The organism is Mesorhizobium sp. M8A.F.Ca.ET.207.01.1.1 (assembly GCF_004794715.1).
In the GTDB taxonomy this organism is placed as follows: Bacteria; Pseudomonadota; Alphaproteobacteria; order Rhizobiales; family Rhizobiaceae; genus Mesorhizobium.
Window position 1 is genome coordinate 182,108 of the sequence record NZ_SRUS01000006.1, and the last position, 15,097, is coordinate 197,204.

Annotated in this window: 16 protein-coding genes and 1 riboswitch; of the genes, 5 read left to right on the plus strand and 11 right to left on the minus strand. The window is 63.1% G+C overall.

What is annotated here, in order from left to right; genetic code table 11:
• Position 1: 1 nt before the first annotated feature.
• The 4 genes from EN850_RS19260 to EN850_RS19275 all read left to right on the plus strand — a co-directional run bounded on the left by EN850_RS19260 (position 2) and on the right by EN850_RS19275 (position 3,849).
• Positions 2–964: a type II secretion system F family protein gene (locus EN850_RS19260; protein WP_127279841.1), complete on the plus strand. Its 963-nt coding sequence runs from the start codon at positions 2–4 to the stop codon at positions 962–964.
• 76 nt (positions 965–1,040) lie between these two features.
• Positions 1,041–1,874, plus strand: coding sequence for a hypothetical protein (locus EN850_RS19265; protein WP_189591171.1), 834 nt, complete (start codon positions 1,041–1,043; stop codon positions 1,872–1,874).
• Between the two features lie 152 nt (positions 1,875–2,026).
• A complete protein-coding gene (locus tag EN850_RS19270; protein WP_127279842.1) occupies positions 2,027–2,500 on the plus strand; it encodes a hypothetical protein in 474 nt (157 codons plus the stop codon).
• A gap of 173 nt (positions 2,501–2,673) precedes the next feature.
• Entirely contained in the window at positions 2,674–3,849 is a 1,176-nt protein-coding gene (locus EN850_RS19275; RefSeq protein WP_136092033.1) for a GGDEF domain-containing protein, read from the plus strand.
• On the opposite strand, the gene gcvP is transcribed toward EN850_RS19275, so the two are convergent.
• From gcvP to gcvT, 3 genes are read right to left on the minus strand one after another with little or no spacing between them, the layout of a single operon-like run.
• Positions 3,850–6,660, minus strand: coding sequence for an aminomethyl-transferring glycine dehydrogenase (gene gcvP / locus EN850_RS19280; RefSeq protein WP_136092034.1), 2,811 nt, complete (start codon positions 6,658–6,660; stop codon positions 3,850–3,852). It abuts the gene before it with no gap.
• Positions 6,661–6,678: 18 nt separating this feature from the next.
• Positions 6,679–7,047 carry a glycine cleavage system protein GcvH gene (gene gcvH, locus EN850_RS19285; protein WP_135915790.1) on the minus strand — a complete coding sequence of 123 codons (369 nt, stop codon included), beginning with the start codon at positions 7,045–7,047 and terminating at the stop codon, positions 6,679–6,681.
• A 5-nt stretch (positions 7,048–7,052) separates the two neighbouring features.
• Entirely contained in the window at positions 7,053–8,150 is a 1,098-nt protein-coding gene (gene gcvT, locus EN850_RS19290) for a glycine cleavage system aminomethyltransferase GcvT (RefSeq protein WP_136092035.1), read from the minus strand.
• A 149-nt stretch (positions 8,151–8,299) separates the two neighbouring features.
• A riboswitch (glycine riboswitch) is annotated at positions 8,300–8,386 on the minus strand.
• Between the two features lie 249 nt (positions 8,387–8,635).
• Here gcvT and EN850_RS19295 point away from each other — a divergent pair.
• Positions 8,636–9,637 (plus strand): hypothetical protein, encoded by a 1,002-nt coding sequence (locus tag EN850_RS19295; RefSeq protein ID WP_136092036.1) that lies wholly within the window; start codon positions 8,636–8,638, stop codon positions 9,635–9,637.
• Here the strand turns inward: EN850_RS19295 and EN850_RS19300 are convergent.
• The 8 genes from EN850_RS19300 to EN850_RS19335 form a co-directional block, all read right to left on the minus strand.
• The gene (locus EN850_RS19300; RefSeq protein WP_189591173.1) at positions 9,634–10,071 is read right to left on the minus strand and encodes a GNAT family N-acetyltransferase; all 438 of its coding nucleotides are present in this window, start codon (positions 10,069–10,071) and stop codon (positions 9,634–9,636) included. The genes EN850_RS19295 and EN850_RS19300 overlap by 4 nt on opposite strands.
• Positions 10,071–10,862, minus strand: a complete 792-nt coding sequence (locus EN850_RS19305) for a molybdopterin-binding protein (RefSeq protein WP_135915793.1) — start codon at positions 10,860–10,862, stop codon at positions 10,071–10,073. The genes EN850_RS19300 and EN850_RS19305 overlap by 1 nt, the downstream gene beginning before the upstream one ends.
• Position 10,863: 1 nt before the next feature.
• Positions 10,864–11,745 carry a cytochrome b/b6 domain-containing protein gene (locus EN850_RS19310; RefSeq protein WP_136092037.1) on the minus strand — a complete coding sequence of 294 codons (882 nt, stop codon included), beginning with the start codon at positions 11,743–11,745 and terminating at the stop codon, positions 10,864–10,866.
• Positions 11,746–11,842: 97 nt separating this feature from the next.
• Positions 11,843–12,520 (minus strand): DUF1345 domain-containing protein, encoded by a 678-nt coding sequence (locus tag EN850_RS19315; protein ID WP_136092038.1) that lies wholly within the window; start codon positions 12,518–12,520, stop codon positions 11,843–11,845.
• A gap of 30 nt (positions 12,521–12,550) precedes the next feature.
• Complete coding sequence (locus EN850_RS19320) at positions 12,551–13,018, minus strand: YaiI/YqxD family protein (protein WP_135928615.1); 468 nt, start codon at positions 13,016–13,018, stop codon at positions 12,551–12,553.
• Between the two features lie 65 nt (positions 13,019–13,083).
• A complete protein-coding gene (gene gfa / locus EN850_RS19325) occupies positions 13,084–13,653 on the minus strand; it encodes an S-(hydroxymethyl)glutathione synthase (protein ID WP_136092039.1) in 570 nt (189 codons plus the stop codon).
• 27 nt (positions 13,654–13,680) lie between these two features.
• Complete coding sequence (locus EN850_RS19330; RefSeq protein WP_135919493.1) at positions 13,681–13,932, minus strand: hypothetical protein; 252 nt, start codon at positions 13,930–13,932, stop codon at positions 13,681–13,683.
• Positions 13,929–15,056 (minus strand): S-(hydroxymethyl)glutathione dehydrogenase/class III alcohol dehydrogenase, encoded by a 1,128-nt coding sequence (locus tag EN850_RS19335; protein WP_135880503.1) that lies wholly within the window; start codon positions 15,054–15,056, stop codon positions 13,929–13,931. The genes EN850_RS19330 and EN850_RS19335 overlap by 4 nt, the downstream gene beginning before the upstream one ends.
• Between the last annotated feature and the right edge of the window lie 41 nt (positions 15,057–15,097).

Below are 15,097 nucleotides of genomic sequence, written 5' to 3' on the forward strand. Positions count from 1 at the left end.
CATGCAGAGCGTCATCGAATTCCTCGCCTCGCTCGCGCCGGCCTCGCTGATGCCGGTTGCGGTCCTCTTGCTGCTCGTCGGAGTCGCCGCGGTCGCCTGGCCGATGGTGGCGGCGAAGGGTGACCGCAATGAAGTTAAGCGCCGGCTCAAGGTCGACCACGGTCCGGTGGCGGCCAAGCCCGAACCGGTGCAGAAGAAGAATAGCGGCGTCGTGCGCGAGAAGGCGGTGAAGAGGGCGCAGGAATTCTACGCCAAGAGCGACCCGGAAAATGTCGCCCGCCTGCGTTTGAAGCTCATCCAGGCCGGTTACATGGAGCCGCGCGCCGTCGGCATGTTCTTCCTCATCCGGTTCACGGCAATGATCGGCACGACGTTCGCCGTCTTCGTGCTCAACCGGTGGATGGCCAGCCCGGACGCTACCATGACCAGCCGGTGGACCTTCATCATCCTGTCGGGCGCTGCCGGCTATTTCTTGCCGGGTCTGGTGCTGACCCAGAAGGTTCGGGAAAAGATGCGCGAATACCGCAACGGCTTCCCCGATTTCATGGACCTGATGATCGTCTGCTCCGATGCCGGCATGAGCATGGAAGCGGGCGTCGAGCGCGTTTCGAAAGAACTCGCCAAGACCTATCCGTCGCTCAGCCAGAATTTGCAGCTCGTGTCGCTGGAGCTTCGGGCGGGACGCAGCCTCGACGACGCGCTGAAGGCGCTCGCCGATCGCCTCAGCCTGGACGAGGTGCGCTCCTTCGCCACGCTCCTGCAGCAGTCGAAGGAACTCGGCACCAGCCTGTCGGGCGCGCTCAGGGTGTTTTCAGATGAAATGCGCCACAAGCGCATGTCGCTGGCCGAGGAGAAGGCGCACGCCTTGCCGGCAAAGATGTCCGTGCCGGTCGTGGTCTGCATCCTGCCGGTGGTGCTGATGATCGCCGTCATTCCCATCATCGTCAAAATGACGGGTCACTAAAGCGCGCCGGTCGCGACCGATTCGCGCGAGATGCACGCAATCGGGACCTGTAACGTCCGTAATCAGCGAGAAGTCCATGCGAATACTGTTGCCCACCCTGTTGCTGGGCCTCGCCGCGGCGGGCTTGTCACCCGCCCAGGCCGCGGCTGGCGATTGCGGCGATGCCGCCGCGTTGGTGCAGCAGGCCTATCCGAAGGCTCTCAAGAGCGCCGATGGTGCCTCATTCACGCTCGAGCCCCACACCAGCATCGCCTTGGCGCCTCAGGACAGCGATTCGCCATTCCGCCTGATCTGCAAGATCTGGCCCGCCCATGACGATCTGCTGCTGGTCGCGGTGCCGCTGACCGACAGCGCCCAATCCAGGGACGACGGGCATGTTGGCGATATCGAGCTTCTGGTCGTCGACAGGAACAGCAAGCAAGTGCGCCAGCGCTTGCTCCAGCCCGGGCTGATAACCGACGATGCCATCGCTATCCGCAAGATCGAATTCGATACCGGCCGCTATGGGTTGGCGCCCGGTGTCACCGCCTTTGGCCTGCGTATCGAGATGGCCAATCATTCGCAGGCCGATCCCTTCAGCGAAACCGACCTGCGGCTCTATGCCGTCGCCGGCGATGCACTGCGCATGGTGCTCGATGGTCTTGTCGTTGCCGGTAATGGTGGCGAAGGCGATACCAATTGCGCGGGATCCTTTCATTCCAGTCGGGTCAGCCTGGCGATGGGTGCGGCGAGACATTACGGCTATCGCGACATCACCGCGGTCGAACGGACGGATACCGACGAGCCGTCCCCCGACAAGGATGGCGAGTGCCAGTCTCATCCCGGCAAGCCTGTGAACCGAACCTACCGGCTGCGCTATGACGGCAGCCGCTATCCGGTTCCGGGCAAGCTCAGGGCCATCCAGCCGTAAGAACCTGCGGTATCGAGGCGTCGCGACCCGTGGTTAATGGCTGGTATTCAGGACACTAAAAGTTAGCCGCATTTCGGCACCGAAGCTTAATCGCTGTGCTGTAGTGTCTTTCCCTGAAGAACGACCCGGCAAATCGGGCGACGGGGCAGGGCATGCGTCAGATAAAATTTGCGGCGGTGGCCACGATGGCAACCGTCCTGATGATCACCGGGTGCACGACGAACACCAACGTCGACACGACCAAGACAACCGCCATCCAGCCGACTGCCAAAGATGTCGACACATCCGACCTGGCGGAAGGCAAGGCACAGTTTCGCGACGCCAATTATGGTCTTGCCGAACAGCATTTCCGCAAGGCTGTCGAATTGAAGGCCGACAATGCGGAGGCCTGGATGGGGCTTGCCGCTTCCTATGACGAACTCGGCCGCTTCGACTTCGCCGACCGCGCGTATGGCCAGCTTTTGAAAGTCGCCGGCCGCAAACCGCGGATCGTCAACAATATGGGCTATTCGCAATTGTTGCGCGGCAACAAGACGAAGGCCAGGGCACTGCTGCTGGAAGCGAAGGCCGGCATGGCCGATCCCACCGTTGTCGACGCCAACCTTGCCTTGCTCAACAAGGGCTGATGCCGGTTGATCCTCGCGCCGGCCAGGGGTGCGGTTTCGGCACAGGTGACATCGACGCTTTGTAAACCCTATCCGCAGGTTGGGTCGAGAGATCGCCTGAAAACCATGTCCGAGGGCTGCCGCTGACCTAGAATGCGGCGCAACCGCCGACGCTCGAGAGGCCCCCGCCCGATATGCTGGATTTCAGTTCGCTCCTGCTCGCAGCCGCGCTGTCGGGCATCTGTCTCAGCGTCACCATGTTCGCGATCTGGGCGACCGCGCCGCGGGCCGGATTCGTGCTGACGGTGGCATGCGGCATTCTCGTGCTCGTCGCGCATGTGATCCTGTTTTGGCGCTATACCAGGGAGCCCGATCCGCTGCTTTGCCAGATCGCGCTGGCGCTGCTCAGCCTGGGTTTTCTGATCATCTGCATTTCGGCCATGCAATATCTCGGTGTGCCGGACCACAGGCGTGTGATTGCTCCGACATTTGCAGCCATGGCCGTCTGTGCGGCCGTGACCTTCATCGGCCTTGACGGTATCGGTTTCGTGATCACCTACGCGACGGTTACCGTTCTGCTCTCGACGATCGGGGCCATGTTCTGGATCAATGGCAGTCATGATCGCCGCATCCTGCTGGTGGTTTCATTCCTGAGCGGCACCTGTGCGCTGTCGTTTGCCCTTTGCGGCGTGGTTCTGATGGCCAAAGGGCAATGGACGCTCGGTGTCGCGCCCGACAATTGGGCCGAACGCCTAAACTCTGTCGTGGCGGTGGCCTGTATGACCGGCCTCGGCGCGTTGACGCTTTCGCTCCATCATTTGCAGGCGCAGATCGAGCTGAAGGCCGAGACCATGACCGATCCGTTGACCGGGCTGATGAACCGCCGGGGCCTTACGTCGCTTTATGGCGAGCGCACCTTCGGCCCGTTCATGGCGATCGTCATGTTTGATCTCGATCACTTCAAACGGACGAACGACATCTATGGACACCCCGTCGGGGATCAGGTCCTGTGCCGTTTCGGTGCCGTCATCAGGAAATATGCCAGGACCGGGGTCGACGCCTTTCGCCTGGGCGGCGAGGAGTTCGCGATCGTCATGTCGCGCATGACGGAAGAGCGCGCCTATGATCTTGCCAGCAAGATCGGTGTCGCTTTCGGCACGGAAGTCGTGCCCACGCCGCTCGGCCCCTTGCGCAGCACGGTCAGCGGCGGGATCGGGTTCGGCGAGGCCGACGGCAACACCCTCGACGAGGTGCTGGCCAGGGCAGACTCCACGCTCTATGCCGCCAAGCGCGCGGGGCGAAATTGCGTCATCAGCCGCAAAAGAACGGGCAAGGCCGACCCGGTCAAGCCGGCCTTGCGCTCCGCGTAGCTATTCGGCCGCGCCCAGATAGTCAGACAGCGGCGGGCAGGAGCAGACCAGGTTGCGGTCTCCCGCGACATTGTCGATGCGCGATACCGGCGGCCAGTACTTTGCCGCTGAGTCGGCGTCGCCGGCGGGATAGGCCGCCTCCAGGCGCGAGTAAGGGTGGGTCCATTGACCGGCCAGCGCCTCGGCTGACGTATGCGGTGCGTTGACCAGCGGATTGTCGGCCAAGGGCCATTCGCCTTTGGCCACTTTCGCCGCTTCGCCGGCTATGGCGATCATGGCCTCGCAGAAACGGTCGAGTTCGCGCTTGGGCTCGGACTCGGTAGGCTCGACCATCAACGTGCCGGCGACCGGGAACGACATGGTCGGCGCGTGGAAACCATAGTCGATCAGGCGCTTGGCGATGTCCTCGACACTGATGCCGGCGCTCTCCTTGAGCACGCGGGTATCGAGGATGCATTCATGGGCGACACGACCGCTCCTGCCCTTGTAAAGCAGCGGGAAGTGCGGGGCGAGCCGCGTCGCCACGTAGTTGGCCGAAACGATCGCCGCCTCGGTCGCCTGCTTGAGGCCGGAAGCGCCCATCATGCGGATGTACATCCAGGTGATCGGCAGGATGGAAGCGCTGCCGAACGGGGCGGCGGCCACGGCATGCGCCGAGCCTTCGCTGACATGGCCGGGCAGGTAGGGTTTCAGATGCGCCCTGACGCCGATCGGACCGACGCCCGGTCCGCCGCCGCCATGCGGGATGCAGAAGGTCTTGTGCAGGTTCATGTGGCAGACGTCGGCGCCAATGTCGCCGGGACGGGCAAGTCCGACCAGCGCGTTGAGGTTGGCGCCGTCGAAATAGACCTGGCCGCCATGCTCATGGATGAGCGCGCAGAGGTGGCGCGCGCCTTCCTCGTAGACGCCATGCGTGGAGGGATAGGTGAACATCAGCGCCGCGAGATTCCTGGAATGCTCATTGGCCTTGGCGCGCATATCGTCCATGTCGATGTTGCCGTCTTCCAGGCAGCGCACGACGACGACGCTCATGCCGGCCATCGCGGCACTCGCCGGATTGGTGCCATGCGCGGAAGAGGGGATCAGACAGACGGTGCGATGACCCTCACCGCGCGAGCGGTGATAGGCGCGGATGGCCAGCAGCCCGGCATATTCGCCCTGGCTGCCGGCGTTGGGCTGCAAGGTCACGGCGTCGAAGCCGGTGATCTCCGCCAGCCAGCCTTCCAGCTCGCCGATCATGGCGCGGTAGCCGGCCGAATGCGCTGCCGGCGCGAAGGGATGCAGGTTGGCGATTTCCGGCCAGCTCACCGGCATCATCTCCGCCGCGGCGTTGAGCTTCATGGTGCAGGAGCCCAGCGGGATCATGGCGCGGTCGAGCGCCAGGTCCTTGTCGGCCAGCCGGCGCAGGAAGCGCATCATCTCGGTTTCCGACTTGTTCTCGTGGAAGACCGGCTGGGTCAAAAACTCGTTGCCGCGCGGCTTGCCGGGCACCGTGCTGTCGGCGGACGAAGCAGCCTTGGCGTCGAACAGGGCCGCGATCACCTCGAGATCGGCATCGGTCGAGGTTTCGTCGAAACTGATGCCCACATGGTCGGCGTCGAGCACACGCAGCAGCCGGTGGGTCTTTTCGGCGGCGGCGGCGATCTGGGCGGCCTTGCCTTTGGTCTCCACCGTCACCGTGTCGAAACGGCTGGAGCCGAGCACCGATACACCCGCGGCCTCGAGGCCGCTTGCCAGGCGGTTGGCCAGCGCGTGGATGCGCCCGGCGATCGCCTGCAAGCCGGCCGGACCATGCCAGATGGCGTAGGCGGTCGCCATATTGGCAAGCAGCGCCTGCGCGGTGCAGATGTTGGAGGTCGCCTTGTCGCGGCGGATATGCTGTTCGCGCGTCTGCAAGGCGAGGCGGTAGCCCGGCCGGCCCTTGCTGTCGGTCGACTGGCCGACCAGGCGACCGGGCATCAGCCGCGTCAGCTTGTCGGAGACGGCGCAATAGGCGGCGTGCGGGCCGCCAAAACCCATCGGCACGCCAAAGCGCTGCATCGGGCCGACCGCAATGTCGGCGCCGAGCTTTGCCGGCGCGTCGGTCAGCGTCAGCCCAAGCGGATCGGCGATGAAAACCACCAGCGCGCCGGCAGCGCGAGCCTTGGAGATCGCGACCTTATGGTCGCCATAGACGCCAAAGGTGTCAGGCCAGGAGACGAGAAGGGCTGCGGTATTGTCGTCGATCTCCTCGCCGTCGATCTCGATGCCGAGCGGCTCGGCGCGGGTGCGCACCACGTCCAGTGTCTGCGGGTGCGGCCTGCCGGCGAGCGCCACCTTGGTGCGCTTGTCGCGATGGTGGCGCAGCGCAATGCCGACCGCTTCGGCGACCGCTGTTGCCTCGTCGAGCAGTGAGGCCGATGCCACCGGCAGGCCGGTCAGTTCCGTGACCAGCGTCTGGAAGTTGAACAGCATTTCGAGCCGGCCCTGGCTGATCTCGGCCTGGTAAGGCGTGTAGGCGGTGTACCAGGCCGGATTCTCGAACAGATTGCGCTGGATGACCGGCGGCACATGGACGCCGTGGTAACCGGCGCCGATGAAGCTCTTCAGCACTTTGTTCTTCGCCATGGTCGCGGACAATTCGGCAAGCGCTTCGGCTTCGCTGGCTGGCGCTGGCAGGCCCAGCGGCTGGTCGAGGCGGATCGATCTCGGCACGGCCTGACTGATCAGCGTCTCCACCGAGGGAACACCGATGACGGTGAGCATGGCTCGAACGTCGGCAAGGCCGGGTCCGATGTGGCGGGCCGAGAACGGGTAGGGGGCAGCGGTCATGTCAACAAGTTCCTGATGTCAGGCGATATGGGCTTTGTAGGCGGCCTCATCCATGAGGCTGGCGAGCTGGCTTTCGTTGGCGAGCTTCATCTTCCACAGCCAGCCGGCGCCGGTCGCCGCCGAATTGACCAGTGATGGGTCGGAAGACAGCGTGCCGTTGGCCTCGGTGACTTCACCGTCGACCGGCGCGTAGACGTCGGAGGCCGCCTTGACGGATTCGACCACGACGGCGGTATCGCCCTTGGCGAGCTTCTTTCCCGTTTCCGGCAGTTCCACGAAGACGAGGTCGCCGAGCTGCTCCTGCGCATAATCGGTGATGCCGACGGTAGCGGTGCCGCCTTCGACGCGGAGCCATTCGTGGTCTGATGTGAAATAGGTTGTTGCCATGGAATTCATCCTTTGCGGTAGCGATGAGGGGTGAAGGGCAGGGAACTGATTTCGACTGGGATCTTCGTGCCGCGCACATCGGCGAAAACTCGCGTTCCCGTCTTTGCCAACGATGTGGTGACATAGCCCATGGCCACGGGATGGCCGGCGGACGGGCCGAAGCCGCCCGAGGTGACATGGCCGACCGGGTTGCCGTCGGCGTCGAATAGCGCCGCGCCCGCGCGTACCGGCTGGCGGCCTTCGGGCTTCAACCCAACGCGCTTTTGCGCCGGGCCCCGCTCCACGGCGGCGCGCAAGGCGTCGGCACCGATAAAGGCGCCGGAAGCCCTGGTATCCCTTGGGATTGCCCACATCAGCGCCGCCGCGGCCGGGTCGGTCTCCGGCGTGATGTCCTGGCCGTGCAGGCAGAGGCCGGCTTCGAGCCGAAGGCTGTCGCGCGCGGCAAGGCCGATCCAGAGCACGCGCTCGTCCTCGAGCAGTTTGGCGACCAGGTCCCGTGCGTCCGCCTCCGGCAGGCCGATCTCGAAACCGTCCTCGCCGGTATAGCCCGACCGGCTCATGAACCAGTTTTTCCGTGGCTCGACGCCGTGCATGAACAGCAGCGAGCCGGTCTCGATGCCTGCGCGGGAAAGGGCGGCCCATGCTTCAGGGCCCTGGATGGCCAGGAAGACACGGTCGAGCGGCTCGACCTGCACATCGAAATCAGCCGCCAGCGCGCGCAGATGCTTTTCATCGGCGATGGCGTTGCCGGCATTGGCGACGACCATGAAACGCTCTTCTCCGAGCCTGGTCACGATGAGGTCGTCCAGAATGCCGGCTGCTTCATTGAGGAAGAAGGTCAGCTTGGATTGCGAGATTTCGAGCGTGCCGGCGTCTAGCGGGCAAGCGCGGCTCAACAGCGCAGCCGCTTCCGGCCCGCCGACCTCGAACAGCTTCATATGCGAGATGTCGAACAGCCCCACATGTTCGCGGGTGTGAAGATGCTCCTTCATGACGCCGGCCGGATAGGTCAACGGCATCGACCAGCCGGCAAAGGCGCCGAAGCGCGCACCGGCGGCTGTATGGATGTCTTCGAGGGGAAGGTGTTTGTCGTCGCCCGTCATGTCGTCTCCAGAGTCGCACGCAATCGGTCGCTGATGGCGACCAGTCCGTGCCCCTCTGTCTGAAGCCTGAGAGACTCGCGCAGCCGGAACTCTGTCAGCGGCGCTTACACCTTCGGCGCGGGGGCAAGCCCCGACTTTCCAGAGTGTCTTTCCCGTCTACGGTTCTTTTGCCTGAGAGATTTCGGGCGATTTCCCCTTCGGCGGCAGCTCTCGCTGCTCTCTCCCGCAAACAGGTAGGACTCAAACCCTGAGCCCTCGACGCGCCATCCATAGCCCGTCGGCGACACCTTGTCACCTCCCAGCGACATCTAAGCGCGTCCCGCGCTTTAGATCTTTGTTGATGCATGTCGTTCTCCCAAAACCGCTGCACACTTTTGGTCGACATTGATCTCACAAGTCTTCGCTAACCACGCCATTTGGCGGTTTTTCAAGACACTCCTGATATAGCAGGCCGATGTGACGCGTTGGGCGGACGGGGACGACAGATGGGCGAATTGATCATGAGCGCTCCGGTGGCGGGGCTGACGTCGAAGAACCGGATTGCTGCGGAGGATGTCGTGATGCTGCGCCGCGACGTGTTCGCAGACGGCGTGGTGACCCGGGGCGAAGCCGAGGCCTTGTTCGCGCTCGATCAGACGGCGCGAGACAAATGCGCGGAATGGGCACCGTTCTTCGTCGAGGCGGTCACCGGCTACATCGTCCACCAGGAAAAGCCCTCGGGCTATATTTCGCAGGAAAATGCCGATTGGCTGGTCCGCACGATTTCGCGCGACGGCATGGTCGACAGCCGGACCGAACTCGAATTGCTGGTCCACGTGCTGGAAGAGGCGAAATCATCGCCGAGCCGGCTTTGCGTCTACGCGCTGGAGCAAGTCGCCCACGCGGTCGTCGACGGCAAGGGGCCGCTGATGATCGGCGGTGTGCTGGTGCCCGGACTGATCGCCAAAACGGAAGTCGAGCTTCTTCGCCGTATCCTCCATGCCCATGGCGGCGATGGCAACATCGCCATCACCCGGGCCGAGGCCGAGGTGCTGTTCAGGATCAACGAGCGGACAGCCCAAGCCAACAACGATCCGTCCTGGAACGACTTGTTCGTCAAGGCGATCGCCAATTTCGTCATGTGCTCGGCCGGTTACGAGGCGCCCACCCGCGAGGTGGCGCTGCGCCACGAAACCTTCCTCGATCACGCGGGTCCGGAAATCGGCGGTTTCTTCAGCCGCATGGTCTCCGGTGGTCTTGCCGGCATTATCGAGGCCTATCGGTCACCTGACGACATAGAGACCGAGTGGGAGGCGAAGAACAGGGCCACCGAGGCGCTGGCCCGACGCGCCGAGACGATCGATGCCGGTGAAGCCGGCTGGCTGGTCGGACATATCGGGGTGAACCGGCCTCTGTACGAGAATGAGCGTGCACTGCTGACTTTGATCAAGCATGCCTCGCCGGAAATCCATCCGGCGCTGAAGCCGTTGCTCGACAAGGTTGCCTAAGCCGCGCCGGCCGCCGCTACCGTTTTACAAAGGATGATGTTGGAATGGCCTTCGGGCCATCCCGCCAGTTCGGCCATGCGCTCGAAGCCGGCCTTTTCATACAGGCCTGGTGCCTGGAAGTCGTGGCTGGCGACCCAGATCTTCTTGACGCCGCGATCGGCCGCCTCGGCGACAAAAGCGTCGAGCAATCGCCTTGCGTGGCCGCGGGCTCGGTGAGCCTCGTCAATCCACATCAATGTGAGCTCGCACGTGCCCGCCCAGGAATAGCCGGCGGCTACTCCGATCGCGTGTCCCGCATCATCACGGATGACAAAGGCCAGTTCCCGGTCGTCGTCGCGGTCCGTCATACGCCGGTTGTCGCGATGGAGACGCTCCTCGAGCGAACTCAACTCGATGGGCGACAGATCGTGCTCGGCCTCTATGCGGACGGCCATCAAATCCCGCCGTACCAGTCGTAGCCGTTGTCCTCCCAATAGCCGCCGCGGCCGCCGCCAATATTGGCAAAGCCGTCGACCAGTTCGATCTTGTAGAGATATTTCGGCATCTTGTAGCCGAGCTGGCGCTCGACACGGACGCGCAGCGGCGCGCCGTTCTCGACCGGCAGCGGCTTGCCGTTCAGGCCATAGGCAAGGATCGTCTGGGGATGGCGGGCATCGATCAGGTCGATCGTCCCGTAATATTTGATGTCGCCCGACAGGCTGCGGTCGATCGTGTCGAGGCAGTGGAACATGACATAGCGCGCCTGCGGCTTGACCACCGCCTGGTCAAGAAGCAGCGACAGCGGCGTGCCCGTCCATTTGGCGATGCAGCTCCAGCCCTCGACGCAGTCATGGCGGGTGATCTGGGTGCGGCTCGGCATGTTCATGAGCTGCTCGCGGGTGAGCGACAGCGGCTTTTCGACGAGGCCCGACACCTCCAGGCGCCAATCGGCGAAGTTGTTGGCGAGCAGGGCCTTGTATGCGTCGTCATCCGGCGCGGTGACGCCGTTCGGCCGCATTGGCTGACGGATATCGGCTTCGGTGAATTCCGGCGCCAGCGAATTGCCGCCGCCGAGCAACCGTTGTGCCCTGTGAGTGAGGCCATTGGCGTTTTCGAGGAAACTGCGCAGGCCGCTGCCGATGCTGAGCTGGCTGTCGAAGGCGTCGCAACCCGACAGCATGATGCCGGAAGCGCCGAGGCTGGCGGCGGTGAGGAATTTCCGGCGGCTGATCTCAAATTTTGCCATGTCAGGCACTCCTCTCGGGTGTGTTGTTGTCAGGCGCGGGAGGATCGGTGCGGTACCAGCCGGTGATGATTGAACGCAGCTCATTGATCGGGCCGGCGGCCAGAATCATCAGGATGTGAATGATGAAGAAGGCAACCAGCAGAACCATGACGGTGAAATGAATAGTGCGCGCCGTCTGCCGCCCGCCGAGCAGATCGTTGAGGAAGGGCAGCACCGAATCCATGCTCGGCGACATGGCCAGGCCAGTGATGATCATCAGCGGCAAGAGCACGAACAGCACGCCGCCATAGGCCATTTTCTGCAGTGTGTTGTATTCGCGCGCGTGGTGGAATTTGAGCCTGGCGTGATTGGCGATGTCCTGTGGCAAGCGTTTGAGGTCATCCAGGCGCGGCGCCAGATCGCGGCGAATGTGGCCGTTGATCAGGCTGGCGACCAGCCAGACCAGCAAAGTCGTGGTCAGGATCCAGGCAAAGAAGAAATGGATCACGCGGGCTGTGCCGAGGTCATAATAGGAGGGGATCGTCGCCCAGGATGGGAAACCGCGCGCCGTCTCGTTACCGGCAGGGCCCGACCAACCGAGGACGCCTGTCGTGTCGAAGCGGTGCCCGAAGATTTCGGTGTAACCGCGCGGACCGGCATTGGTGTTTTCGGCGCCTATGGCGAAAATGGTGTTGCTGTAGTCGAAGCCGGATTGCTTGCCGATGTAGAGCTGCGGCCGGGCATTGAAAATCTGCAGGCCGGACAGCAGCATGAAAAACAATGAGATGGCCCAGAGCCAGTGTGTCAGCCGCGTCCAGCGCGACTGCCGGTAGATCAAGGTTTTCTCTTTTGAAGCGGGGACACCCGGTCCAATTTCGGATTGGCTTCTGGCAACCGATTCCATCTTGTCTGGTCTCCCGGCCCTTCGGCTTGGTCTACGTGTTCATTGTCCTCCTGATACGTCGCGATCCAAACCGATGTTTCATCCGATCACGGATTTATTACGGACCGCCCAGGCTGACGGCGAGATTGACGGCCGCGGCGACGATGACGGTGTTGAAGAAGAACGACAGGACCGAGTGGACAAGCACGACACAACGCATATGCGTCGTCGAGATGTTTGTGTCGGCCGTCTGTGCCGTCATGCCGATGACGGTCGAGAAATAGAGGAAGTCCCAACCCTCGGGGCGTTTGTCGCCCGGAAACAGCAGGCCGCCGACCGGGATTTTCTTCTTGGTTTCGGCGTCGACCGCATCGCCGTCCATCCAGTAGACATGGGCATAGTGGAGCGCCGCCATGGCATGGATGGTGAACCAGCCGAGCGGGATCGACAGCAGCGCGAAGCCGAGTTGGATCGGGTGATCCCCATCTTTCCGATTGATCAGCAGGAACAAGGAGACAACGGCAAAGCCGACGACAACGAGCGTCACCGCGAAGATGACCAGCACCGGCTGATCGGTGGCGCGTGCATTCTTGCTGAGATACTTGCCGGTGAGTTTGGGCATCTGGCTAACGACAAGAATGACGTAAGCGGCGAAAAATGCGTTGGCGCCGATCGAATAGGCGAGCGGGGCGTGCAGCAGCAACGCCACAAGCAGCGCAAACGCACCGAGACACGCCGATACCGCAAACAGCATGTGGCGCTGCATGGGTTTCTCGATCGGGGTTTCGGCGGCCATGGCGGTCTCCACCTGGATGGCGCTTTGTTGCTAGTCCGGTGTGGCGGATTTCAGCGCGCGCCGCAAGATACGGTCGAGTTCGCCGAGGAACCGCGAGCGGTCCTGCGGCGCGAAGGCGGCATTGTAGCCCTTGCTTTCGCCGGTTTCGCGCAGATGCTGCTTGAGGTCCCGCATCGCTACCGCCATGCCGATCGTTTCCGGTGTGAAGGGCCGCCCGGTCGGTCCCAGCACATGCGCGCCGAGCGCCACCGTGCGGGCGGCAAGCGGAATGTCCGCCGTCACCACGATGTCGTTAGGCTTCGCGTTCTCGACGATCCAGTCGTCGGCGGCGTCGGCGCCCTTGGACACCACGACATTGCGGATCATCGGGTCGCGGGAGGGACGCAGCCCGCCATTGGAAACGTAAGTGACGATGACGCCATGGCGTCCGGCGACCTTTTCGACCTCGGCCTTGACCGGGCAGGCATCGGCGTCGACGTAGATGGCGGGTGCGGGCATCGTCTCTCCAGAAACAAGCAGGGGCCGGAAACGCATCCGGCCCCATACCTGAAATGTCACAGTTGTCAGGCGGGCAGCGCGCCGGACTTCTTGGCCGTCCAAGTGGCGACGTAATCCATCAGGCCCGGATTGAGGCAGTCATAAGGCTCCAGCCCGATTGTCTTCAGCCGGGCCCGGATGCCGTCCATACGCTTGGGATCAACTCCGGATTCGATGATCGACGAGACGAAGGCGGTGAAGCCCGGAGGCGACCAGCCGTCCTCCTCGAAGCGCTCGGGATGGATGAAGGACAGGCCCTTGAACGGATGGTCGCGCTCGACCGGCCCATGCATGTGGACGCCGCAGCCGGTGCAGGCATGGCGCTGGATCAGCGCAGAGGGGTCGACCACTTTGAGCTTGTCACCATTCTCGGTGACCGTGACGTCGCCCGTGCCGGCCACCGCAACCACGGAGAATATCGCGCCGTCGGGCTTCCAGCATTTGGTGCAGCCGCAGGCGTGGTTGTGGGCGATCTGGCCCTTCACCTTAACCTTCACCGGCTTGCTGGTGCAGGCGCAGACCAGCGTGCCGCCGGAGAAGGATGCGCTCTCCTTTGGCAGGCCGTTGTCGATCGAGTGATGCAGTTTCTCAGGCATTTCATTCCTCCCTGTTTGTCATCTCGACTATGTCTCGATGACGACCTCATTTTCCATGAAGTGCACCTTCAGCAGGCGATGTACTTCGGTGAGACTCCTCCTTAGAAAATGTCCATGCACGAGGTAAGCGACCTGATCATGCGCCCGATCGATCTCCTCCAGATTGATCGTGACGCGCTTTTCTTCCCGAAAGCTGCGCCAAAGATCCTCACCAAAGTTCCGTATTCGATGGATCGTCGACTTCTCAGGGTCGACGAAGCGAATTCGAACCTCCTTCAATAAACCACCACGCTCCTGATCGACTTGCCCTCATGCATGAGGTCGAAACCCCTGTTGATGTCCTCGAGCTTCAGCGTGTGGGTGATCATCGGATCGATCTGGATCTTGCCGTCCATGTACCAGTCGACGATTTTTGGCACGTCGGTGCGGCCGCGCGCGCCGCCGAAGGCGGTGCCCATCCAGGAGCGTCCGGTGACCAGCTGGAACGGCCTGGTCGAGATTTCCTGGCCGGCGCCGGCGACGCCGATGACGACCGACTTGCCCCAGCCGCGATGCGAAGCCTCCAGCGCCTGGCGCATCACCTTGGTGTTGCCGGTGCAGTCGAAGGTATAGTCGGCGCCGCCAATCTGGTCGGCACCGCGCTTGGTCATGTTGACGAGGTGGGGGACGATGTCGCCCTCGATCTCCTTCGGATTGACGAAATGCGTCATGCCGAAGCGCTCGCCCCAGGCCTTCTTGTCGTTGTTCAAATCGACACCGATGATCATGTCGGCGCCGGCAAGCTTCAGGCCCTGGATGACATTGAGGCCAATACCGCCGAGGCCGAAGACGACGGCGGTGGCCCCTTGCTCGACCTTGGCGGTGTTGATGACCGCACCGATGCCTGTGGTCACGCCACAGCCGATGTAGCAGATCTTGTCGAAAGGAGCGTCGGGGTTGACCTTGGCGACCGCGATCTCGGGCAGCACGGTGAAGTTGGAGAAGGTCGAGCAGCCCATATAGTGGAAGATCTTGTCCTTGCCGATCGAGAAGCGCGACGAGCCGTCGGGCATCAGGCCTTGCCCCTGCGTGGCGCGGATGGCGGTGCACAGATTGGTCTTGCGCGACAGGCAGGACGGGCACTGCCGGCATTCGGGCGTGTAGAGCGGGATGACATGGTCGCCCTTCTTGACGGAGGTGACGCCCTTGCCGACATCGACCACCACGCCGGCGCCTTCATGGCCGAGAATGGCCGGGAAAATGCCTTCGGGATCGGCGCCAGACAGCGTGAATTCGTCGGTGTGGCAGATGCCGGTCGCCTTGATCTCGACCAGCACCTCGCCATCGCGCGGTCCCTCGAGGTCGACCTCCATGATCTCCAGCGGCTTTCCGGCGGCGACAGCGACTGCGGCGCGGGTTTTCATCGGGCAATTCCTCCAAGGCGATTTTTGTGTCCAAGTTTTCA